The 22,663-nt window shown below is 34.1% G+C and carries 23 protein-coding genes; 22 read left to right on the forward strand and 1 reads right to left on the reverse strand.

Annotated features, from left to right (window positions below):
* Position 1 precedes the first annotated feature (1 nt).
* From ACLHDE_RS01390 to ACLHDE_RS01450, 13 genes are all read left to right on the forward strand, one after another.
* On the forward strand, positions 2 to 1,240 hold the full coding sequence (locus ACLHDE_RS01390; RefSeq protein WP_415397371.1) for an OprD family outer membrane porin: 1,239 nt from the start codon (positions 2 to 4) through the stop codon (positions 1,238 to 1,240).
* A 71-nt stretch (positions 1,241 to 1,311) separates the two neighbouring features.
* Positions 1,312 to 2,217 carry a nucleoside recognition protein gene (locus tag ACLHDE_RS01395; protein ID WP_415397372.1) on the forward strand — a complete coding sequence of 302 codons (906 nt, stop codon included), beginning with the start codon at positions 1,312 to 1,314 and terminating at the stop codon, positions 2,215 to 2,217.
* 127 nt (positions 2,218 to 2,344) lie between these two features.
* A complete protein-coding gene (locus ACLHDE_RS01400; RefSeq protein WP_415397373.1) occupies positions 2,345 to 2,755 on the forward strand; it encodes a hypothetical protein in 411 nt (136 codons plus the stop codon).
* Between the two features lie 2 nt (positions 2,756 to 2,757).
* Positions 2,758 to 3,429 (forward strand): 16S rRNA (uracil(1498)-N(3))-methyltransferase, encoded by a 672-nt coding sequence (locus ACLHDE_RS01405; protein ID WP_415397374.1) that lies wholly within the window; start codon positions 2,758 to 2,760, stop codon positions 3,427 to 3,429.
* Between the two features lie 108 nt (positions 3,430 to 3,537).
* Positions 3,538 to 3,738, forward strand: coding sequence for a 50S ribosomal protein L31 (gene rpmE / locus ACLHDE_RS01410; protein WP_415397375.1), 201 nt, complete (start codon positions 3,538 to 3,540; stop codon positions 3,736 to 3,738).
* Positions 3,739 to 3,751: 13 nt separating this feature from the next.
* Positions 3,752 to 4,570: a 16S rRNA (cytidine(1402)-2'-O)-methyltransferase gene (rsmI, locus tag ACLHDE_RS01415; RefSeq protein ID WP_415397376.1), complete on the forward strand. Its 819-nt coding sequence runs from the start codon at positions 3,752 to 3,754 to the stop codon at positions 4,568 to 4,570.
* A 69-nt stretch (positions 4,571 to 4,639) separates the two neighbouring features.
* Positions 4,640 to 5,320, forward strand: coding sequence for a 23S rRNA (guanosine(2251)-2'-O)-methyltransferase RlmB (gene rlmB, locus ACLHDE_RS01420; RefSeq protein WP_415397377.1), 681 nt, complete (start codon positions 4,640 to 4,642; stop codon positions 5,318 to 5,320).
* Positions 5,317 to 6,096 (forward strand): hypothetical protein, encoded by a 780-nt coding sequence (locus ACLHDE_RS01425; RefSeq protein WP_415397378.1) that lies wholly within the window; start codon positions 5,317 to 5,319, stop codon positions 6,094 to 6,096. The genes rlmB and ACLHDE_RS01425 overlap by 4 nt, the downstream gene beginning before the upstream one ends.
* On the forward strand, positions 6,090 to 6,926 hold the full coding sequence (locus tag ACLHDE_RS01430) for a hypothetical protein (RefSeq protein WP_415397379.1): 837 nt from the start codon (positions 6,090 to 6,092) through the stop codon (positions 6,924 to 6,926). The genes ACLHDE_RS01425 and ACLHDE_RS01430 overlap by 7 nt, the downstream gene beginning before the upstream one ends.
* A 96-nt stretch (positions 6,927 to 7,022) precedes the next feature.
* Positions 7,023 to 8,246 (forward strand): LL-diaminopimelate aminotransferase, encoded by a 1,224-nt coding sequence (locus tag ACLHDE_RS01435; protein ID WP_415397380.1) that lies wholly within the window; start codon positions 7,023 to 7,025, stop codon positions 8,244 to 8,246.
* The gene (locus tag ACLHDE_RS01440; RefSeq protein WP_415397381.1) at positions 8,247 to 9,506 is read left to right on the forward strand and encodes a homoserine dehydrogenase; all 1,260 of its coding nucleotides are present in this window, start codon (positions 8,247 to 8,249) and stop codon (positions 9,504 to 9,506) included.
* Between the two features lie 8 nt (positions 9,507 to 9,514).
* Positions 9,515 to 11,584: a molybdopterin oxidoreductase family protein gene (locus ACLHDE_RS01445; RefSeq protein WP_415397382.1), complete on the forward strand. Its 2,070-nt coding sequence runs from the start codon at positions 9,515 to 9,517 to the stop codon at positions 11,582 to 11,584.
* Positions 11,585 to 11,914, forward strand: a complete 330-nt coding sequence (locus tag ACLHDE_RS01450) for a YraN family protein (protein ID WP_415397383.1) — start codon at positions 11,585 to 11,587, stop codon at positions 11,912 to 11,914. It begins immediately after the preceding gene.
* A gap of 35 nt (positions 11,915 to 11,949) precedes the next feature.
* On the opposite strand, the gene ACLHDE_RS01455 is transcribed toward ACLHDE_RS01450, so the two are convergent.
* Entirely contained in the window at positions 11,950 to 12,345 is a 396-nt protein-coding gene (locus ACLHDE_RS01455; RefSeq protein WP_415397384.1) for a thioredoxin family protein, read from the reverse strand.
* Positions 12,346 to 12,490: 145 nt separating this feature from the next.
* Here ACLHDE_RS01455 and ACLHDE_RS01460 point away from each other — a divergent pair, with 145 nt between their 5' ends.
* The 9 genes from ACLHDE_RS01460 (at position 12,491) to ACLHDE_RS01500 (ending at position 22,623) form a co-directional block, all read left to right on the forward strand.
* Positions 12,491 to 13,906 carry an aldehyde dehydrogenase family protein gene (locus tag ACLHDE_RS01460; RefSeq protein WP_415397385.1) on the forward strand — a complete coding sequence of 472 codons (1,416 nt, stop codon included), beginning with the start codon at positions 12,491 to 12,493 and terminating at the stop codon, positions 13,904 to 13,906.
* On the forward strand, positions 13,907 to 14,350 hold the full coding sequence (locus ACLHDE_RS01465) for a DUF523 domain-containing protein (protein ID WP_415397386.1): 444 nt from the start codon (positions 13,907 to 13,909) through the stop codon (positions 14,348 to 14,350).
* 57 nt (positions 14,351 to 14,407) lie between these two features.
* On the forward strand, positions 14,408 to 16,957 hold the full coding sequence (gene alaS, locus ACLHDE_RS01470; RefSeq protein WP_415397387.1) for an alanine--tRNA ligase: 2,550 nt from the start codon (positions 14,408 to 14,410) through the stop codon (positions 16,955 to 16,957).
* Entirely contained in the window at positions 16,957 to 17,439 is a 483-nt protein-coding gene (locus ACLHDE_RS01475; protein ID WP_415397388.1) for a hypothetical protein, read from the forward strand. Before alaS ends, ACLHDE_RS01475 begins: the two co-directional genes overlap by 1 nt.
* 47 nt (positions 17,440 to 17,486) lie before the next feature.
* Positions 17,487 to 17,966, forward strand: coding sequence for a PAS domain-containing protein (locus tag ACLHDE_RS01480; protein ID WP_415397389.1), 480 nt, complete (start codon positions 17,487 to 17,489; stop codon positions 17,964 to 17,966).
* Between the two features lie 26 nt (positions 17,967 to 17,992).
* The gene (maf, locus tag ACLHDE_RS01485) at positions 17,993 to 18,538 is read left to right on the forward strand and encodes a septum formation inhibitor Maf (RefSeq protein ID WP_415397390.1); all 546 of its coding nucleotides are present in this window, start codon (positions 17,993 to 17,995) and stop codon (positions 18,536 to 18,538) included.
* 232 nt (positions 18,539 to 18,770) lie between these two features.
* Entirely contained in the window at positions 18,771 to 20,441 is a 1,671-nt protein-coding gene (locus ACLHDE_RS01490; RefSeq protein WP_415397391.1) for a diguanylate cyclase, read from the forward strand.
* Positions 20,442 to 20,443: 2 nt separating this feature from the next.
* Entirely contained in the window at positions 20,444 to 21,538 is a 1,095-nt protein-coding gene (locus ACLHDE_RS01495) for an aminotransferase class I/II-fold pyridoxal phosphate-dependent enzyme (RefSeq protein WP_415397392.1), read from the forward strand.
* A gap of 65 nt (positions 21,539 to 21,603) precedes the next feature.
* A complete protein-coding gene (locus ACLHDE_RS01500) occupies positions 21,604 to 22,623 on the forward strand; it encodes a DNA adenine methylase (protein WP_415397393.1) in 1,020 nt (339 codons plus the stop codon).
* The last annotated feature ends 40 nt before the right edge of the window (positions 22,624 to 22,663 follow it).

Raw genomic sequence — 22,663 nt, forward strand, 5'->3', positions numbered from 1 at the left:
AATGAAAAAAATAATATTATCCGCAGTAGCGGTTATGTCAATTGCAGGCGCAGTTCAAGCTGCCCAAACAATAAATGATTCTTTAAAAACTGGTAAGTTTACAGTTGATTCCAGAGTTTTTTATTTTGACAGAAGTTTTTCAGATCAACATCTGACTGGTACTTCAAAAGACAATGCAACTGCTCTTACTGCAGGTGGTATCATGAAGTATGTGAGCGACGATTACAAAGGCTTGAAAGCCGGTATTGCTTACTACGGAAGCCATAGCTTAGGTTTTTATTCAAGAGAGGAAGGAGTCGGGACTTCTATTTTAGAAAGAAACACAGGAGAAGATTTAGCTTTTCTTGGTGAGGCTTACTTAGAATATAGCATTAGTAAGACAATGTTTAAATTTGGTAGACAGCGTCTCTCCACTCCTTTGATGAACGACCATGATTTACGTCTTTTACCATCTGCTTATGAAGCATATATTGTAAAAAATACAGATTTACCTGATACGACTGTTGAAGCTGGTTTTGTAAGAAGATATACTGGTTTTACATCTAAAGACAATAACTTTTTAGACAACAAAAGCAAATGGGGTGACGATGGCCTTGCATATATATATTTGACAAATAAAAGCATTGAAAATTTAAGTTTAACAGCTCAGTATATTGGGACAATTTCTGACACATATACTGATGCAGGTGTGACTAATGATATCAGTGTTGCTGATTATAGATATGCTGATTTTGCTTATAATCTGGTTGCAGTTGGAACAAATACATACTTAAAAGCTCAGTATGGCGGAAATGACTACAAAACTGGTAATAATTCAATGATGTATGGTACAAAAATCGGAACAACTATTGGTATGTTTGATTTGGCGTTGCTCTATAATAAAATCTCTGATAATAACTTCAAAGCCGTAGAAGCGGGTCCAATGTATTCAGATTGGCAGCAGGGATATAGTAACTATGGACCAAGTACAGCTTTTGGTGGACAAGTTACTATAAAACCTATGGATGGGTTGAGCATAAAACTTGGTTATGTTGATGTATCAGCGGATGAAAATGAGGTAAAAGATGATTATAGTGAGTTTAATCTTGATGCAAACTATGCTATAAATGATATTTCAAAGTTAAGAGTGAGATACTCCATTAAAAATGAATCATCTGCTGCTGAAGAAACAGCAGTCGCTGGTACATATCCATATGTAGACCAAAATGACTTTAGAATTATTTATTATCTGAGTTTCTAATAAATAAAGGAGGGAGATATTTTTTCCCTCTCTTTTTAAAATAATACATATTCTTAACACAGAGGTACTTAATGTTTAACTTAAAAGAGACTCTCCACTCATCCATAAAAAGTGCCCTGTTAGTCTTAAAACTCATCATCCCTCTTTTCATATTGGCCGATACACTTCTGTATTTTGATGTTTTAAAATATATATCTTTTTTATTTGAACCTGTTACAAGTTTGTTAAATTTGCCTGTTGAGGCTGCTTTAGGAATCGCTGCGGGTATCTTGTTTAATCTTTATGCTGCTATTGCTTTTTTAGCACCACTCGGATTAAATGCCTACGAATGGACAATTTTAGCAACATTTTTAGGTGTGGCTCACTCGCTTGTTGTTGAAAATACTATTATGAAAAAACTCGGTATTTCTCATATTTACTCTGCAGTTCTAAGAGTATCTATAGCATTTTTATCAGTCTTGCCTATAACTTTACTGCCAAAAGAGTTATTTAATGGCAGTGCATCTTTAGCAACAACAAATGTTGCGCTAAAGTACAATAGTTTTACAGAGATGTTACAAAACTCTTTTGTTAATGCTAGCTATCTATCTCTGAAGGTTATTGTCTTAGTTACTCTTATAATCTTTTTAATGAATTATATAAAGTCAACCAAGATAGTTCAGAAGTATCAAAAGAAAGCAAACACTTTTTTCTCCATCATTACAGGTCTTATTTTAGGGATAACATATGGTGCTGGAATTTTGATAAATGAATCTAAAAAAGGGCACTTAAGTAAAGTAGATATATTTTATATAGGAACTTTTTTGATGATTGCTCATGCTATTATTGAAGATACATTTTTGTTTGTAATATTTGGCGCCAACGCTTGGGTAGTGATTAGCATACGCTTGCTTATGGCTTTTATCTTTAGTTTCATACTGGTAAAAATTTATAAAAACACACACTATACAAATGTTAAAATATCTGATTCCCCATAAATGATAAAATAAATTTAGAGTTTTTAATAATAAAGATTTTAGATATGATACGTATTCATTTAAGAGTGATGCTAAGTTAGCTAAACTTTTAAACCTAAAGCATTTTGCATGCTAATGAAGGCTTCTAATGAAAGAAATGTATGATATGAGCATCGTAATACACAACTATAGTGTTATCGGAATTTTAGGAACGATTTTAATCAATATTATAATGCTTTTAAGAGCTAAGAATATTAAAAAATATGAAAGAACTATGAGCCTGTTTATACCTATTTCTATGACAGTCCTAGGTACGGTAATCTTTACGGGCATCGTTATGATGGCAGCAAAACATCTAAATTTTACTATAGAAAATGTTTTAATGATAATCTTTGCAGTGGTGTTAATAGTTTTAGAGAACACAAGATCAAAGAAACTGCAAGGTTTAGATAAGAGTGATGCTAATGCATTGACTCTTCATAAGGTCGATGCATTTAAAATAATAAAAATAGAAATAGTTCTTGTTTTAGCTATTTCAATTTGGATGTGGATTCGTTAGATATGATATATATACTTCACGATGATGCCGGTAAAGATAGTTTAAATATAAGAGCAGAACTGCACAAATATCTTGTAAAAGTCCGTCGTCATATCAAGGGCGATGAGATCTCTTTTAGAAATCCGAATAATATAAAAATACTCTACAAATATGAGATAGTAGACGTTGATGCAAGAACACTGAATTTGGAGCTAGTATCATCATCCGTTAACGAGGTTAAAAGTAAAAAAAGCTTACATATTGCCTGGTGTGTAATAGATTCTAAATCTATAGAAAAAGTATTAGCGTCACTCAGTGAGATAGGAGTTGAGAAAATCTCTTTTATTAGCTGTGAGAGAAGTCAAAAAAACTTTAAACTTGATTTTAAAAGATTTGATAGAATAGTTGAGGCTTCTATGCAACAGTGTGGACGAAGTTCTTATATAGAGTTTGATAGATATAAAAGTATTGAAGATTTTATAAAAGAGTTTCCCGATACTAAAGTTTTTGACTTTTGTGACAATATTTTAGAATCAAATGCTAATTTTAAAAGAGTTCTCATAGGTTGTGAGGGTGGTTTTTCGCAAAATGAGAGAGAATTTTTAAAAGCTCAAGAAGTTTTTAGACTTGACACTCCTATGGTTCTTCGCTCTGAAAGTGCTGTTATAGCTGTAGCAAGTCGGATTTTACTTTAACATTAAGAAAAATTTAGCTACAATTCGACTTGATAAAAATCCGCACCCATACGGATTAAAAAAATATATAGATGTGCGTATACAAATCGCGTATCAAAAGGCAAAAAAATGAAAAAAGATCTTCACCCTAATTTAGTAACTTGTACTGTATCTTGTGCATGTGGTAATAGCTTTGAAACAAAAAGCGAACAAGACGCTATGCGTATTGATATCTGTAACGAATGTCACCCATTCTTCACAGGTTCTGAAAGAATGGTAGATACTGCAGGTCGTATCGAGAAATTTAACGCACGTTACGCTAAGAAATAGTCAAGAATTTTTCTTGCTAAGTCTTATTCCAACTCCCATTGGAAATATAGGCGACATATCGCTTAGAGCTATCGAAGCTCTAAGTGAAGCCGACATTCTACTTTGCGAAGACACTCGCGTTACAAAAAAACTCATTCATATTTTAAAAGAGCGCTACAACACCGTTTTTAAAGAAAACCAGCAATTTATATCACTTCACTCACATAATGAAAAATCTTTTGTTGAAAAATTAGAACCATCTTTTTTTGAACAAAATATTGTTTATGCCTCAGATGCAGGAATGCCTGGAATCAGTGACCCTGGACAAGCTTTAGTCAGATACTGCATTGACAATGGAGTTAAATATGATGTACTTCCCGGTGCTAACGCTGTTTTAACTGCCTTTGTGGCTAGTGGCTTTGTAGAGACTCAGATGCTGTTTTTTGGTTTTTTAGATCACAAGGGAAGCAGTAGAAGTTTAGGACTGCAAGAAGCTCTACATAATGGATATACAACTATTCTTTATGAATCACCACATAGACTTGAAAAACTTCTATCAGAAATAGATAAAGAAGCAAGTGAACGTAAAATCTTTTTAGCTAAAGAGCTTACTAAAAAATTTCAAAACTATTTTCATGGAACTGCAAAAGAAATATCAGATAAACTAGCAGGTAACCATAAAGGTGAATGGGTTGTAGTTTTAGAAGCCTCAAGTGCATATGCTAGCAGTGCTATAAGTCAAAATGACATCTTAGAACTTGACTTGCCTAGAAAAGCACAGGCAAAGCTTATAAGTAAAATCACAGGTGAAAATACAAAAGCCTGTTATCAAAGACTACTGAATCTAGAGTAAAAACTATCTTTTTTATATAAAAACTTATTGAAAAAACAAATCTTTATTTTTTTTAGATAGAATGTCTTTATGTTAATTTATGCAAAACAACCAATATATTATATTATTGATAATCACCCACAAAAGATAAAGACTCTGTATCTAGCTAAAGAAGTTGATAAAAAAGAGTATTCACGCTTGATGAAGTTCGGTTTCGAAGTAAAACGCATCCCTCAAGAAGCTGCTCAAAAAATGAGCAAAAATGCTAATCATCAGGGTTTTTTAGCTGAAGTTGATGATTATGAATTGCACGACTTTAAAACATTTTTAAATAAAGATTTTATATTAGTCTTATCAGGACTCACAGATGTTGGAAATATTGGGGCGATTGTAAGAAGTGCATATGCTCTTGGTGTTGAAGGCATTGTTATTTGCGGACTTAAGACCTTACCAATAGAGCCGGTAATAAGAACAAGTACTGGAGCTCTGTATGACATGCCTTTTGCATTAGTTCATAATATACATGATGTTTTAAATGATTTAAAAACATCTGGTTTTTGTACTTATGGTGCGGATATGGGTGGAACTGATATTAGAGATGTAGAACTAACAGCAAAAAGAGCATTGGTTTTAGGAAGCGAAGGAGAAGGACTTACTTCTAGAATTGTTTCCAAATTAGACAAGAGTGTTAGTATAAAAATGTCGCATAAATTTGACTCTTTAAATGTTAGTGTGGCAGGAGCTATTTTGATGGATAGGATGAGAATATGAGTGATGGACTTAATAAGTTAAAAGGTATTGGTGCTCAAAAGATACATGAGCAAACTCATATAGCAAGACAACATGTTCAAGCTGTACTTCATGAGACTTTTGATGATATGAACAAGATTCAGTTTTTAGGTTTTATCTCAATACTAGAAAGAGAATATGGTGTAGACTTAAGTGACTTAAAAGCAAAGGAACAGGAATTATATTTTGGAGAAAGTTCTAAAAATTTGCAAGATACAAAAGTTTTTATAGCCTCTAAAAAGAAAAAAAACTATACTCTTTTATATATATTGGTAGTTGTAGTTATTTTTTCAGTTGCTGTATTATTTACTCTTGATTTAACTTCAACAGCTTCTACTAAAGCAAAAACACACACTATTGATAACAGTGCAATTGAGAATGCAAAAGATAGCATGTCTCAAAATGCCATAGTACCTGAAGTTGTAGAAGATAAAGCAGAACCTGAACCTGAGGTTATCCCTCAACAGGTAGAGATTGTAAAATCTTTTAAGATAATACCAAACTCAGAACTTTGGATAGGTTATATTGATTTAAGTGATCATAAAAAGTATCAAAAACTTTTCAAAGGCGAATTGGATATAGATCCTAATAAAAACTGGATATTAACACTTGGACATGGTTATGTAAAAGTTGAGATAAACGGAGAAGTTACAAAGTTTAATGATAAGAATAATATTAGACTTTTATATAAAGATTCAAAATTATCAAAGATAAGTTTTAGTGAGTTTAAAGAATTAAACAAAGGTAATAAATGGTAAAAGTTTTTTTTGCTATTTTATTGTCTTTGTCTCTTTCTTTTGGAGATGAAGTAAAAGAAGTCAATCTTCTAACACAAAAAATACAAACTCTTATAGAACCACAAACTTATAAGCAAAATAGTGCATATATAAAGATTTTATTTTCTCCTGCGTCAGATTATTATCTAGGAGAGAGAGTAGACGCTGTTAAAGTTATACAGACACTTAAAGACAATGGACTTTTAAATCTATTTTTTAAAAAACCAAGTGAGCTGACACTTCACTTTAAAACAAGTGGTTCACCTCTGTTTTTTGTGAAAATAATGGGTGATACTCTTAGAAATATAGGTTATTACAGATATGTTACACAAGAATCAAATCTTAATAATTCAGAGTTTACTTGGACTATTAATCTAACTTCTGAATATGCCACTGACCCATTGATATTACAGCAAGAACTTCGAAAAAGTGGTTGTAACATTGTAGATATTCATAGAAAATCTCCAACAGACTGGACATACATAGTCGATATGAGAGATGGAGAACTAAATGTTGAGACTCTTGAAGATGGTTTTGAAGTTAAGTTAAAGAGATCTCTTTATTCAAAATGGATAAATGTTTCTCGTATTAAAAAACTTCATATTGCATCTTCGAGAAGAAATAGTTGGTACCCATATATTGCATTTTATGACAGCTCATTGCATCTTCTAGAAGTCTTAAAAAGAGACACAAGAAAAAGGGAAATACTACTTAATTTAAAAGATAATGTGTACTATATAAAGATTTCGGATATTTATACTTTGAAAAATATTCGTGATGATTTAATTTTAACTCCAATGAGCTCAAGATAAGCCTACACAGGAAATAAAAGACTCCTTATCTCTTTCTAAACATTTTTCGCTAAAATGTCAGCATTAATTTAATACCAAATATAATCAGGAATTTTGATGTTTGATGAAATACAATTTGACAAAATGAAAAGACTACCAAAGTATGTTTTTGCAGAGGTAAATGACCTTAAGATGGCAGAGCGTAGAGCTGGTGCTGATGTTATTGATTTTTCTATGGGAAATCCGGATGGAGATACTCCAGAACATATTAGAGAGAAACTTGTTGAATCGGCCCAAAAAACAAAAACTCATGGTTATTCAACTTCTAAAGGTATTCCAAAACTCCTAATGGCAATCTCTGATTGGTATCAGAGAAGATATGACTGTGATTTAGACCCAATGACAGAATGTGTTGCTACTATGGGTTCTAAAGAGGGCTATGCACATCTTACTTATGCAATTACAAACCCAGGTGATACAGCTGTTGTTCCAGACCCAACTTACCCTATTCATGAATACTCTTTCATCTTAGCAGGTGGAAATGTTGTTAAATTTGGTATAGAGTTTGATGAACATTTCAGACTTAATGAAGACCAGTTTTTTAAAGATTTAGATCGCGTTTTTAAAGAGACTTCACCAAAACCAAAGTATGTTTTAGTAAATTTTCCTCATAATCCAACAACTGTAACTGTTACCCAAGAGTTTTATGTAAGACTTGTTGCTATGGCTAAAGAGAAGAGATTTTATGTTATCTCAGATATCGCATATGGGGATATAACTTTTGACGGTTATGTTACTCCGTCTATCATGAGTGTTCCTGGCGCAAAAGATGTAGCAGTTGAGTCCTTTACACTTTCAAAATCTTACAATATGGCCGGCTGGAGAGTTGGTTTCTTTGTAGGAAATAAAAAACTAATTGGTGCCCTTCAAAAGATTAAATCTTGGTTAGACTACGGTATGTTTACCCCTATTCAAGTTGCAGCAACAGTTGCATTAAATGGTGATCAGCAGTGTGTACGTGATATTACGGCTAAATATGACCATCGTCAAGAGGTTTTGCTTGAAGCATTTGAGCGTGCCGGCTGGAAGATAAATAAAAACGAAGCAAGCATGTTTGTCTGGGCAAAGCTTCCAGAGTGCGTGGAGCATTTAGGTTCTTTAGAATTTTCAAAAAGACTTTTAACAGAAGCTGGTGTAGCAGTGGCTCCAGGGATTGGTTTTGGTGCTTATGGTGAGAACTATGTTCGTATTGCACTTATTGAAAATGACAACCGCATCCGCCAAGCTGCCAGAAATATCAAAGATTTTTTAAAACAGTTTCAGGAAGAGGAAAATAAATAGATGATAAAAGTAGGAATAATCGGTGTTGGAACTGTTGGAACAAGTGTAGTAAATATTTTAAAAGACAATGCTGATGTTATTTCTGCTCGTGCGGGACAAGACATAGTTGTTAAAAGTGGAGTTGTTAAGAATCTTTCTAAAGAGAGAGGTTTAGATATAACTCTTACAGACAACGTTGAGGATATTTTAAACGACCCTGAGATAGATATCGTAGTTGAACTTATGGGTGGAGTTGAAGAAGCATTTGAAGTTGTAAAACGTGCACTTAAGAGTGGCAAGGCTGTTGTAACTGCAAACAAAGCACTTTTAGCTTATCACCGTTATGAGCTTCAGAGTCTGGCAAAAGATATTGCATTTGAATATGAAGCTAGTGTTGCTGGCGGTATTCCAATCATTAATGCGCTTCGTGATGGGCTTTCTGCCAATCACATAGAGTCAATTATGGGAATAATGAACGGTACTTCAAACTATATGCTGACTAAAATGGCTAATGAGGGTGTTGCTTATGATGACATTTTAAAAGAGAGTCAAGAGCTAGGTTATGCAGAAGCTGATCCGACTTTTGATGTTGGCGGATTTGATGCTGCTCACAAACTTCTCATTCTTGCTTCTATTGCTTATGGCATAGATGCCAAACCTGAAGATATCTTAATCGAAGGTATCGAGAATGTAACTCAAGAAGATATAACTTTTGCAAAAGAGTTTAGCTATACTATTAAACTTTTAGGAATAGCTAAAAAAGATGGCAATGAAGTAGAACTTAGAGTGCATGCTTGTCTGATTTCTAAAGATGAGATGATTGCAAAAATCGATGGTGTAATGAACGGTATCTCTGTTGTTGGAGATAAGGTTGGTGAAACACTTTACTATGGCCCCGGTGCCGGTGGAGATGCAACTGCGAGTGCGGTTGTTGCAAATATAATAGACATTGCCAGAAGTGGTAAATCTACTCCGATGCTTGGATTTGATAAACCTTTAGAAGGAAAATTAACTCTAAAAGCAATCCAAGATATAAACTCAAAATACTATATTCGCATAAATGTTTCTGACCGTGCAGGAGTATTAGCAAAAATTACTAAAGTATTTGAAGAAAATAATATTTCTGTTGAGACTATGCTTCAGCGCCCAGCTTCAACTAATTCAGCAAACCTTTTGATTTCTACGCATATCGCATTAGAAAAAGATATTCAAAATATGATAAAAAGTATTGAAGCATTAGATTTTGTAAACTTGACTCCTGTGATGATTAGAATAGTATAGGAAATGATATGGAAAATATACAAACGATAGATAGTGTATGTACTTACTGCGGTGTTGGTTGTGATATAGCTGCTCATGTTGATACTAAAGAGAATAAAATCAAAAAGATTTTTGCTCATCCTGATGGAGTTGTTTCACAAGGTAAACTCTGTATCAAGGGTAAATATGGTTTTGATTTTGTAGATGCACCAGATAGACTTCGCATACCTCGTATCCGTAAAAGTTGGCTAGAAAAAAATCCTACGATAAAAGATGCAATAAGTTCATCTCTTGTTGATCTAGATTCGACTTGGTATGAGACAAATTTAGATGATGCCACAACAGCAAGCGCTATGAAGTTAAAAGAGATTCAAGCTAACTATGGTCGCAAATCAATAGCATCTATTGGAGGAGCTCGAACATCTTGTGAGTCTGTTTATCTTTTCCAAAAATTCACTCGTCATACTTTAAACTCGCCACATGTTGATAACTGTGCTAGAGTATGTCATTCACCATCACTTAGTGGTATGAAACGTACTATTGGTGAAGGAGCTGCTACTAACCCTTACAATGATATCTACAATGCTGAGTTTATGATAGTTATTGGTTCAAACACTACAGAGGCTCATCCTATCATCGCAAACCGTATCATAGATGTAGCGCGTGACCATGATAATTTGGCTGTATTTGATGTAAGAGAAATTAAACTTCATAGGTTCTCAAAATATAAAGCTATCATGCCGCATGAAGCAAATTTACTTATACTAAATATGTTAGCGTATGTAATCATAGATGAAGAGTTATATGCTGAGGATTTCATAGCAGATAGAACAAAAGATTTTGCAGAGTTTAAAGAAAAAATCATGAATGACCCTTATGCTAATCCTGATTATTTTAACGAGATAGAAGGTTATGAATACCTCTCAAAAATGGTTCGAAAAGTTGCTCGTGAGTATGCACTGAAAAAATCTATGATTTTTTGGGGTCTTGGTATCACTGAACATATAGATGGCTCTTACGCGGTAATGGCAATAGTTCATCTTGCTCTTATGACTGGAAATGTTGGTAAAAGTGGGACTGGTCTTATGCCTCTTCGTGGTCAAAATAATGTTCAAGGCGCTTGTGATATGGGGATGCTCCCATACTTTGACCCAGATTATCAAGAACCAAAAGAGGTTGGTCTTATGACTCCTCAGTTAGTTGATGAGATGCTCTCTGACAAAGTAAAAGCAGTATTAAACATCAGTGAAGATTTAACACATATTCATCCAAATCTTAACAAAGTCAACAAGGCTTTTGAAAAGTTAGAACTTATAATGGTTCAAGATTTGTTTATGACAGATGTAGCACAAAGAGCTGACATAGTTATAGGTGTGAAATCAGCGTATGAAAAAACTGGTGTATATGTAAATGCTATGCGACGTCTTCATCTTTCTCAACCACTTGTAAAATCAGACCTGCCGGATGACTGGGAAGTCATACAGTTAATGGATAATAAGATGGGCGGAGATGCCTCATATGCTAGTTCAGAAGAGATATGGAGTGAAGTTCAGCGTGTTGCTTACAGACGTTTTTCTGGAGCTGATTATCACAGACTTGAGAAACATCGTAAACGTGGTCTTCAGTGGCCAGTTCATACTGAAGACACACCAATCCTTCATCAACTAGATTTCCGTACAGATGATGGACTAGGACACTTCCATTATCACCAGTATAAATTACGTGGGATGATAAAAGAGATTACACAGAAGAAACTTACAGGTTATCACTTAACAACAGGAAGAACGCTAGCTCACTATAATAATGCAGCACAAACTAAAAGAAGTGAGTCATTAAACAAACGTTATGATGAAGATATACTGTTAGTTTACGAGGGTGATGCAGCAGATTTTACAAGTGATAGGGTTATATTAAAAACTGAGTTTGGAGAGACTACCCCACTAACTATAAAGTTAACAGATAAGGTTCAACCAAAAACATTATTTTCAACTTTTCATCATGCAAAGTCAAAGATAAACGCACTCTTTGGAGATAAGTCAGATGAGCTGATTTTAACGGCTGCGTTTAAGTCTATAAAAGTAGAAGTAATTAACGTTTAGATGAGTCGAGCAAAAGGAAATCTAGCCGAAGACAAAGCGTGTAGATTTCTTGATGAAAAAGGCTTTATCATTGTAGAGAGGAACTTTTACTCTCGCTTTGGAGAGATAGATATTATTGCTACAAAAGATGAAGTTCTGCACTTCGTTGAAGTAAAAAGTGGATTAGACTATGAGTTAGCTATCCAAAATATCACACCCACAAAAATCTCTCGACTTATAAAAACAGCCCATGTATATATGAAAAAGAATGGATATGAAAACGACTTTGAGTTAGATGCTATTGTTGTAACACCCAAGAAGATAGAATTTATAGAAAATATAACCCTTTAGCACCCCAGGGCATACTCTCTAGCTTCGCTATTCACCTAATTATCTTTTTTCAAATCAACTTCATCAAGGATATCAAAAAAACCAGCTGGTTCTCTGCTGCCTCTATCTTCGTGTATTACTTCACCTTTTGGAGTTAAGAAGTAGTGTCTTGGCACGCCTTTAATTTCAAAGTGTTTAGGGATGAAGTGCTGGTCTCTGGAGAGGTACAACAGTATATATTCTTTTTTTAACCTATCTATAACCTCTTTTTTTGAAAGAGTCAGTTCTTTAAATCTGTCGCAAAATCTACACTCATCAGCACCTACAAAAAGATAGACGTCTTTACGCTCTTTTTGCGCTTGTGCTAAAGCTTTATCGTAATCATGCAGCCAATTTAACTCAATACTGTAAAGAGATGAGATAAATATTAATGTAAGTATAATTAGTTTCATATAAAGTATTTTACAAGATAATAATTAAAATGATATAATTTTCTTAATATAAATAAAATATTTAGCTCTAAGAGCTAAGCTTTAGTGACTATAACGGTCCAAGCGAAGTAAAAAGGATTTTATTCTTTTTGCGAAAGGAAATTAAATGGATGCAAAGATATTTTTTGGCTCAACAGAAGCCACAGGCAAAGATTTTAGTGAAAGAAAAAGCCCATATAGTGGTAATGTAGTCTCTCGTGCTCCTGTTTGTAGTGCAGAAGATGCGAAAAAAGCTCTAAAAATCGCACAAGAAGCAACTAAGGACGCGAAAACATCCACTCTATCTCAAAGATGCAGTTGGCTTTTGGATGTAGCAAATAAACTTCTACTCAACAAAGAAGATATAGCTCAAACTATAACTGATGAAGTTGGCAAGCCTATTGCTTTTGCAAGAGTTGAGGTTGATAGATGTATTGAGACCGTAACTTTGTCTGCTGAGACAATGCGTACAATGCATGGTGAGACTATAAATACAGATGCCATGGCAAGCGGTAAAAAGACAACGGCATTTTTTACAAGAGAACCAGCCGGTGTTGTTGTGGCGATAACTCCTTTTAATTTTCCACTAAATCTTGTTGCACATAAACTTGCTCCTGCTCTTGTAGCTGGAAATGCTGTAGTTTTAAAGCCAACTCCTGAAGCTCCTCTTACTGCTTATAAATTTGCAAAGCTATTTATTGAGAGTGAGTATGCCATCAAAGATGCACTTAGTGTAGTTTATGGAGATGCTGAAGTGGGAAGTGCTTTGATAAGCAGTGATATACCTCGTGTTATCAGTTTTACGGGAAGTGTACCTGTTGGAAACATCATAACTAAAAGTGCAGGAATAAAAAAAGTATCTTTAGAACTTGGTGGAAATGCAGCAACTTACATAGATAAAAGTGCTAATTTAGACTTGGCAGCTGCACGTTGTGCTCTTGGTGCTTTTGTAAATTCAGGTCAGGTATGCATCTCGCTTCAACGTATCTATGTAAATGCAGACATCTATGATGAGTTTGCAGCTAAGATGGCCCAAGAGACAGAAAAACTAGTTGTCGGGTCTCCTTATGATGATGATACATTTATGGGTCCTCTCATAGATGATGAATCTGCAACTCGTGCAATGGGCTGGGTGGAAAGTGCCATAGCAGAAGGTGCGAAACCTCTGCTTGCTCCATACCGTGAGGGAAGAATGTTTCATCCGTGCGTAATGGTTGATGTAAGAGATGATATGGCTATAGTATGCGAAGAAGTTTTTGCTCCAATAGTAAGTTTAGTAAAAGTTGAGAATTTCGATGATGCTCTTCCTCGCATGAATAATTCGCCTTATGGTCTTCAGTTTTCTGTTTTTACAAATGATTTAAGCCTGATGCAAAGAGCAATCTCAGAGTTAGATGCTGGAGGAATAGTTATAAATGATATGCCAACTCTTAGGTTTGATATTCAGCCTTATGGCGGTGTCAAACTTAGCGGAGTAGGGCGTGAAGGTCCTAAGTTTGCTATTGAAGAGATGACAGAAATCAAATCAGTAGTGATATGTTAAGTGTCTAAAAAAAAGGTTATAATCTCTGCTTGTCTGCTTGGTGAAAATTGTCGTTATGATGGACAAACAAAGCAAAACAACCAAATATTAGAAGATTTTAAAGAGTATGAAATCATACCTTTTTGTCCTGAAGCCCCTATCTTTGGAACACCAAGAGAGAGAATAAGTGTAGTAGATATTGATGGAAAAAACAAGATAATCAGTGATGAGACAAATAAAGATGTAACAAAATTACTAGAAGATGAAATCTACTCATTTGTAAAAAAAAATCTAATTGCAGACAAAATAATTTTAAAGTCAAAAAGTCCTAGTTGTGGATTAGGAACTACGCCCATTTTAAATGAGCAAAAAGAGATAATTAAATATGGAAGTGGACTTGCTGGAGAGATTTTTCAAAAAAGCTACCAAAATACATCTATTGAAGACGAAAACTCTTACCTTTAACCAATTCTTTCTACATTTTTAGATATAATCGCGCAATTTTATAAAAGAGAATAATAGATGGATATTAGAGAAGAGTACTTAAAATTTTTTGAGTCAAAGAATCATGAGAGAATTGCCTCAGCGCCCTTAGTACCAGAAGATGCATCACTTCTTTTTAACAACGCAGGAATGGTCCCTTTTAAGTCTATTTTTACAGGTGAAATCCCAAGACCTGCAAATCCTCGTGCAACTTCATGTCAAACATGTTTAAGAGCCGGTGGAAAACATAACGACTTAGAAAATGTTGGACATACTGCTAGACACCATACTTTCTTTGAGATGCTGGGTAACTTCAGCTTTGGAGATTACTTCAAAGAAGAAGCTATTGATTATTCATGGGAATTTATTACTGAAGTTTTAGAATTACCTGTTGAGAAGCTTTGGGTTACTATCCATGATAGCGATGATGAGGCTGAAATCCTTTGGCAAAAACATGTTTCTAAAGACAGAATCCTTCGTCTTGGAGATGGGGATAACTTTTGGCAGATGGGTGATACTGGGCCATGTGGACCATGTAGTGAAATTTTTTATGACCAAGGTGCTGAGAATTTTTCAGGCGAGGAAGATTATCTTGGTGGTGAGGGTGATAGATTTTTAGAGATTTGGAATCTTGTTTTCATGCAGTATGAAAGAAGTGCTGATGGTAAAATGACAGAACTTCCTAAACCTTCTATTGATACGGGTATGGGCTTAGAGAGAGTTGTAGCTATTAAAGAGGGCGCTCTTAGTAACTACGGTTCATCTCTTTTTATGCCAATTATCAATGATGTTGAAAAGCTTATAGGCAAAGAGTATGTTTATGAGAGCGGTGCTTCATACCGTGTAATCGCTGATCACATCAGAACTGCACTTTTTCTTTTAGCTCAGGGCATCAACTTCTCAAATGAAGGTCGTGGTTATGTTCTTCGTCGTATTTTACGTCGTGCGGTTAGACATGGTTATCTTCTTGGATTTAGAGAAGCTTTTATGTACAAACTCGTTGACAGAGTTGTAGAGATTATGGGTGGTGAGTATGACTACTTAAAAACAAAAGCAAAAGCTGTTAAAGAGCAGATAGAACTTGAAGAAGCTAGATTTTTCAAGACTATTGAGTCTGGAATTGCTCTATTTGAAGAAGAAGTTTTAAATACTAAAGAGACTTTTAGCGGAGAAGTTGCATTTAAACTTTATGACACTTTCGGTTTTCCACTTGACCTTACAGAGGATATGTTAAAGGGTAAAAATCTTAAACTTGATTTGGCAAAATTTGAAGAGTTGATGCTAGAACAGCGTACTCGTGCAAAAGCTGCTTGGAAAGGTAGTGGAGATGCTGATACTCATGGAGATTTTAAAGAGCTTTTAGAGAAGTTTGGAGAAAACACTTTTGTTGGTTATGAATTTTTAGCTCACTCCGCAGAAGTACAAGCTCTTTTAGATGAGAACTTTAAAAGTGTGCAAACTCTAGATGCTGGCACAAATGGTTGGGTACTTTTAGATATCACTCCTTTTTATGCAGAGTCTGGCGGACAGACAGGTGATAGTGGGGAGCTCGAAGGATTTGCAAAAGTAGAAGATACTAGAAAATTCTTTGGACTTAATCTTTCACAAATAACTCTAATTTCAACTCTAAAAGTTGGAGATGTGGTAGAGTCAAAAGTTGATATTTCAAGAAATGAGATTATTAAACACCACTCGGCAACGCATCTTTTACACGCAATTTTATTTGACGTTTTAGGAGATCATATCTCTCAAGCAGGCTCGCTTGTTGAAGCTGACAGACTTAGATTTGACTTCTCTCATCCAAAAGCTTTGACTCATAAAGAGTTAGTTGAAATAGAGACTAGAGTAAACAATGATGTGTTAAGAGCAATACCTGCAAATACTAAAGTTATGGGTATAGAAGATGCAAAAAATAGCGGTGCTAAAGCTCAGTTTGGCGAGAAGTACGGAGATGAAGTTCGTGTAGTTAGTTTTGCCAACGCTTCAGTAGAGTTTTGCGGTGGTGTACATGTTGACAACACTGCAAATATTGGTTCATTTATCATCACTAAAGAGAGCGGTGTTTCAGCAGGTGTTAGAAGAATAGAAGCAGTTTGTGGACAAGCTGCATATAAACACTTCTGTGAGCAAAGAATGCTTATAAAGCAAGTAGAATCTGAAGTTAAAAATTTAGATGTTTTAGCTGGTGTTGCAAGACTAAAAGCAAATGTAGCAGAGTTAAAAACAGAGTTAAAAGAAGCCGAAGAGAGTGTGAAAGTTGAAATCGCACTTAATGAGATAAATGGTGTTACTGTTGTAGTTGAAGAGCTTGCATCTGGGGATATCAAAGAAAAAATTGATGAGCTTAAAAACCAAAATGAAAAACTTTGTGCAATGCTTTTTCAAGTAAAAGGCGATAAAGTTCTTATAGCTGCAGGTGTAAAAAACGCAGATGCTAAAGCCGGTGATTGGATTAAAAAAATTGCTCCAATACTCGGTGGCGGTGGCGGTGGTCGCCCAGACTTTGCACAAGCTGGTGGAAAAGACAAGACTAAACTTCCAGAGGCAAAAGAGCAAGCTCTTGCCTTTATTACAGAAGTACTTTCGTAATGCAAGAGTTTTTTACAGAATATAAAACTTTTATAGTTTTTTTGCATGTTATATCAGCTGTTGTATGGGTTGGTGGAATGATATCTTTGCGTTACGCTGCTCATCCATCATTTATGGAGATAGAGTCTCCTGCAAAAAGATTAGAGCGCATAGCTCATGCACTTAAGAGACTATTTACTATTGTTCTTCCATTTGTAATAATCCTGCTTATCAGTGCTATTGTGATGATAAAAGGTTACGGTCTTTCACAAAGTGAATATAGTATTTTTTCACATGCCAAAGAAGGTATTTGGTCTGTTATGTTTATCAATCTTATTGTTATGATGAAAAGAAGAAACAGAGCTGAGAAAATGTTAGGTGAGGGTGACTTTGCAGGTGCTAAAGGTCAATTAGAACCCATTGGAAAATATATGGTTCCGCTGAATATAATTTTAGGTGTTATTGCAATTTTTATGGGAGCATATCTTTCTTCTATCATTTAATGTTAATTTGTTAAAATAGTATCTGATTTTTAACAAAGGAATTATTAATGGAAACAGCATTTGATATGTTTTATGAGACTGAAGTACCAGAAGAAGAACTTATTGTATCTCGTGCAGATTTTTCAGGAAAAATTACATATGTAAATGAGACATTTGCAGATATTTCAGGATATGAACCAAGTGAACTCATCGGACAACCACATAATGTTATAAGACATCCAGATATGCCAAAGTCACTGTTTACGGATTTGTGGGATACCATAAAAAATGGGGATGTATGGCATGGTTATGTAAAAAATCTTCGTAAAGATGGTGGATACTACTGGGTATATGCCAGAGTTTCTACTGTTATGAAAGATAAAAAGCCTGTAGAATATAAGTCTGTAAGAGAGCCTGTTTCGCGTGAAAAAGCAACAGAGATGCAAGATTTGTACGATAAGTTAAGAAGTGAAGAAGAGGGAACTACTAGGGTGGTTCTCTATATTAACAATGATAAACTTAAAGCGGCTCAAGCTCTTGAAGAATAGTTAAAAAGATTTAAGGTGCTTACAATATGATAAGACTGGCATCTAGCTCCCAAACTCGTGCTATGCTTTTGCGAGAGGCAGGTATAGAGTTTATTCAAGAGTCAGTAGACTTCGATGAAGACGCAATTATTGCTTCATCACCTAAAAACTTTGTATATCAGGCTACACTGGGAAAATATAAAGAAAATTTACAAGCATTTGGTTTTGAAGAGTATCCACTTTTAGTTGCAGATACTGTAGTGACAGCGCAGGGACAAATCCTACGTAAAGCCAGATGCACAGATGATGCTAGAAATATCTTAATGACTCAAAGTGGAAATATAACCTCAATAGTAACCTGTATGATTTACCATTCAAGCACCAAAAAAATAATAGATATATCCCAGACTGACTATATATTTGATGAATTTAATCTTGATAATTTGGAAGATTATCTGCAAAGTGGTGAGTGGAGAGGTAAGGCTGGGGCTTGTATGGTGGAGGGCTTCTGTAAGCAATATATCAAAGAAGTCAGAGGCTTTGAGAGTACTGCTATGGGGTTAAATACAGAAGTTCTAAAAGCTTTTTTTTAAAATGCTACCGCTAATATATTATTTAGAATCAATAGGTTTTATATAGGATAAAACTATTTAATGATAAAATAGTGATAAAAAGAGGTCTTTTATTATAAAACATTATAAACTGTATCTACTTATTTCACTAATATCTTTGCTACTTTTATATACTAGTTGGCAGTATATAGATTTCTTAAAATCTAAAAGAGATTCCTTAGCTGCATCAAAGCATCAAATGCAAGCTCTTTTTATGCATAAAAAAGTCAATAGTATGATTTTACAAAAGCAAAAGTCTACAATTGCAATGGCTCTAAGTATAGCAAGTGATAGACATCTTGCACAAAATATTAAAAATAAAACGATTAAAGAAAATTACTATAAAAGTTTGATTGCTAAGTTTAGAGAACATACACTTTATAAAAATATTTGGATACAAATTCTAGACAAAGACCTGAACTCACTTTACAGAAGCTGGAGCCCTAAAAGGGGAGATAATATTAGTAAAATAAGACATGATCTTGTAAATGTAGTACAGACTAAAAAAGTAACTTACTCTGTAAGTGCTGGTAAGTTTAATCTATCCATAAAAGCTATTGTTCCACTCTTTATAGACGATAATATTGTAGGAATCATAGAAATTATTTCACATTTTAACTCTATTTCCAAACAGTTGAAAGATTTAAAGATAGACTCAGCTGTTGTACTTAAAAAAGAGTTTAAAAAACAATTAGAGTTTCCATTTACAAAACTTTTTATCGGTGATTATTATGTAGCAAACTTTGATGCTCCTAAAGAGGTTAGAGACTATCTCAGAGATAATGGAGTTGAGAAATATTTCAATAATTCGTATAAAATAGAAAATGGTAAGATCATAGCTTCTTATGAACTTAGAAATAAAAATGAGAAACCTGTAGGTTACTATATAATGTTTAAAAATATAGATACTATGTCAAATATGGACTTAGACTTTTTCATGTTTAAATGGTTAGCACTTGGTATTATCGTGATAATGAGTATTACGATAATTGTTAGTACTATGCTCTTTTTTGCAAATAGAAGACAGAAAAAATACTTTCACAGTATTATAGATTCTGCTACGAATATTGTACTTATTAACAACAGAAAATCTATTTTAGATGTTAATAGAATATTTTTCAAATATTTTGATAAATATAAAACTCTTGAAGAATTTTTATCAGAAAATAAGTCTATATGTGATTTTTTTGTAAATGAAGATGGATATATACAAGCAGATATGGATGGCAATAAATGGATTGATTATCTTATAGAGAATAAATCTAAGATACATAAGATGAAAGTAAATATATTTGGTAAGATTTACTATTTTTCAGCAAGTGCTTCTAAGGTTTTAAAAGAGAAAGATCACTATAGTATAGTTCTTGCCGATATTACAGAACAAGAAAACTATAAAAAAGAACTTGAACACTTGATTATCACAGATTCGCTGACTGGTATCGGTAATCGTAGATACTTCCATCAAAAAATAGAAGAAGAAATCCAACATGCACAAAGATATAAACACTCCTTTTCTTTAATAATGCTTGATATAGATTTTTTTAAACAGGTAAATGATAAATATGGTCACAGTGTTGGGGATGAAGTTCTCATTGAATACACAAAACTAATAAGCTCACTTCTACGCAAAGGTGATATTTTTAGTAGATTTGGTGGTGAAGAATTTATGATTATACTTCCATATGCTTCAAAAAATCAGGCACAAAAAATAGCTGAAAAGCTAAGAACTGAAATAGAGTTATCTCAAAAAATTATTCCTATTACTATGAGTTTTGGAGTTGTAGAGTATGTTGCTGGAGAAGATAGTGAGTTTATTTTAAAGAGAGTAGATGACGCACTTTATAAAGCTAAAGACAGCGGAAGAAATATAGTTGTTTCAGAATAATCATGTATTATGATAATGAATTAAAAGCGCTTAGGCGTGCAGGAAGATTTAGAAGCAGAGAGGTAGTAGATAACACTGTTCTAGATTTTGCGTCTAATGACTACTTAGGGCTTTCACATAATAAAGAGCTTCATAGTAAAACTTGCCAAACACTCTCAGAACTTCCGCTTCATAGCTCCAAAGCCTCTCTCTTGGTAAATGGTTACCATCAGATACATAAAGATTTTGAAGACTCTTTAAAAAAGGCTAACGGATTTGAAGATGCAGTAGTTTTAGGTAGTGGTTTCAATGCCAATATTGCTCTAATTGAAGCACTTGTTAGACGTGGTGATGAACTATTCATGGATGAACTTTACCATGCATCTGGTGTCTTGGCATCGAGCATAAATGGAATCAAGGTCAAGTTCTTCAAGCATAATGACATGAGTGAATTATCTCAGATGCTCTCTTCCTCAGATGCTAAAAGAAAGATAGTTGCAGTTGAGGGCATCTACTCTATGGATGGAGACTTAGTAGATATGGAAGTATTTAGCATCTGTGACAATGCAGATGCTATTCTTATAGTGGACGAAGCACACAGTAGCGGAGTAGTTGGAGATAAGCTTATGGGGGTGTTTGACCTTTACAACATTGCACCAAAATCAAACCACATAAAGATGGGAACATTAGGTAAAGCGTATGGAAGTTTTGGTGCATATATCTTGGCATCTGAGCATATAGTTGAGTATCTGATAAATCGTGCAAAACCAATCATTTACGCTACCTCACTCTCACTTTATGACACTTTACTAGCTCATAACTCTCTTGAGTACATACTCTCTAACATAAACTCTTTAAGAGGTGAAATAGCAGTTCGTCAAAGAGTTGTTTACGAAGAGTTAGGTATCAGTGTTGAGGGTTTGATTGTCCCCATACTAATCGGTGATAATGCTAAAGTCATAGATATAAAAAACAAACTTTTAAATAATGGATACGCGGTCGGAGGAATCAGACAACCAACCGTAAAAAGTGCCATCATAAGACTAATTGCTAGACTTGGACAAAGCGAAGATGAGTTAAGAACTCTTTGCAGATTAATAAAAAGTATGACACTTTGAAATATTTAACAAGAGAGACACATTTTTTTTGTACAATGGTGCCAATAAAATCTTGGAGATAACTCTTGTATAAAATATCGCAAAGAAGATACCTCGGCAATAAAAATTCAATATTACCTTTTATAGATGAGATAATCAAAAATGAAGTTGGCAAATTTGACTCTTTTTGTGATATCTTTTCAGGCACTGGTGTTGTAGGCGAATATTTCAACGCTAAAGAGAGAAAAATCATCTCAAACGACTTGCTGTATCAAAACTTTATTTCGCTGAATGCTTTTTTAAATGATGAAGAGTTTGATAAGCAAAAGGTTTTAAACTATATAGCAGAGTTTAATGCATCTACTACTTCAAGAGATAACTATTTTTCTAAAAATTTCGGAGGTCGTTACTTTAGAGATGATGTAGCAAAAAAGATAGGCTACATTCGCCAAGAGATAAAAAAACTCTTTATCTCAGATGCTATAAATCTAAAAGAAAAACACATACTCTTAACTTCACTAAACTATGCAATAGACCGCATTGCAAATACTGTTGGACACTATGATGCATACATAAAAAAAGAGATAAGAGAGCAAAACCTTGAGATGAAGATGCTAGATATGGATGTAGAGAAAAACCTTAATAATGAAGTGTATAACGCAGATGCGAATATGCTTATTCGTGACATAGAGTGTGATGTACTTTACATGGATCCGCCATATAATTCAAGACAATATTGTGATGCCTACCATCTGCTTGAAAACCTTTCACTTTGGCAAAAACCTGAAGTTTTTGGAGTGGCTAAAAAGTTTGATAGAACAAAGATAAAAAGTAACTACTCACTTAAAAGTGCTACGGAGAGTTTTGATGACTTGGTTATCAATGCAAAATGCAAATACATGCTCCTCTCATACAACAACATGGCAAACCGCGGAAACGACAGAAGTAATGCAAAAATAAGTGATGAAGATATTGTAAAAAGTCTCTCCAAGCGTGGTAAAGTCAAGATTTTTGAAAAAGATTATAAAGCTTTTACGACTGGAAAAAGTAAGCATAGTGATAATAAAGAGAGAGTGTTTTTTGTTGAGGTTAAGAATACTGTTTAACAAGCAACTTAACAAACTTTAGATAAAATACCAAGTATAA

Source organism: Sulfurimonas iocasae (genome assembly GCF_047716755.1).
In the GTDB taxonomy this organism is placed as follows: Bacteria; Campylobacterota; Campylobacteria; order Campylobacterales; family Sulfurimonadaceae; genus Sulfurimonas.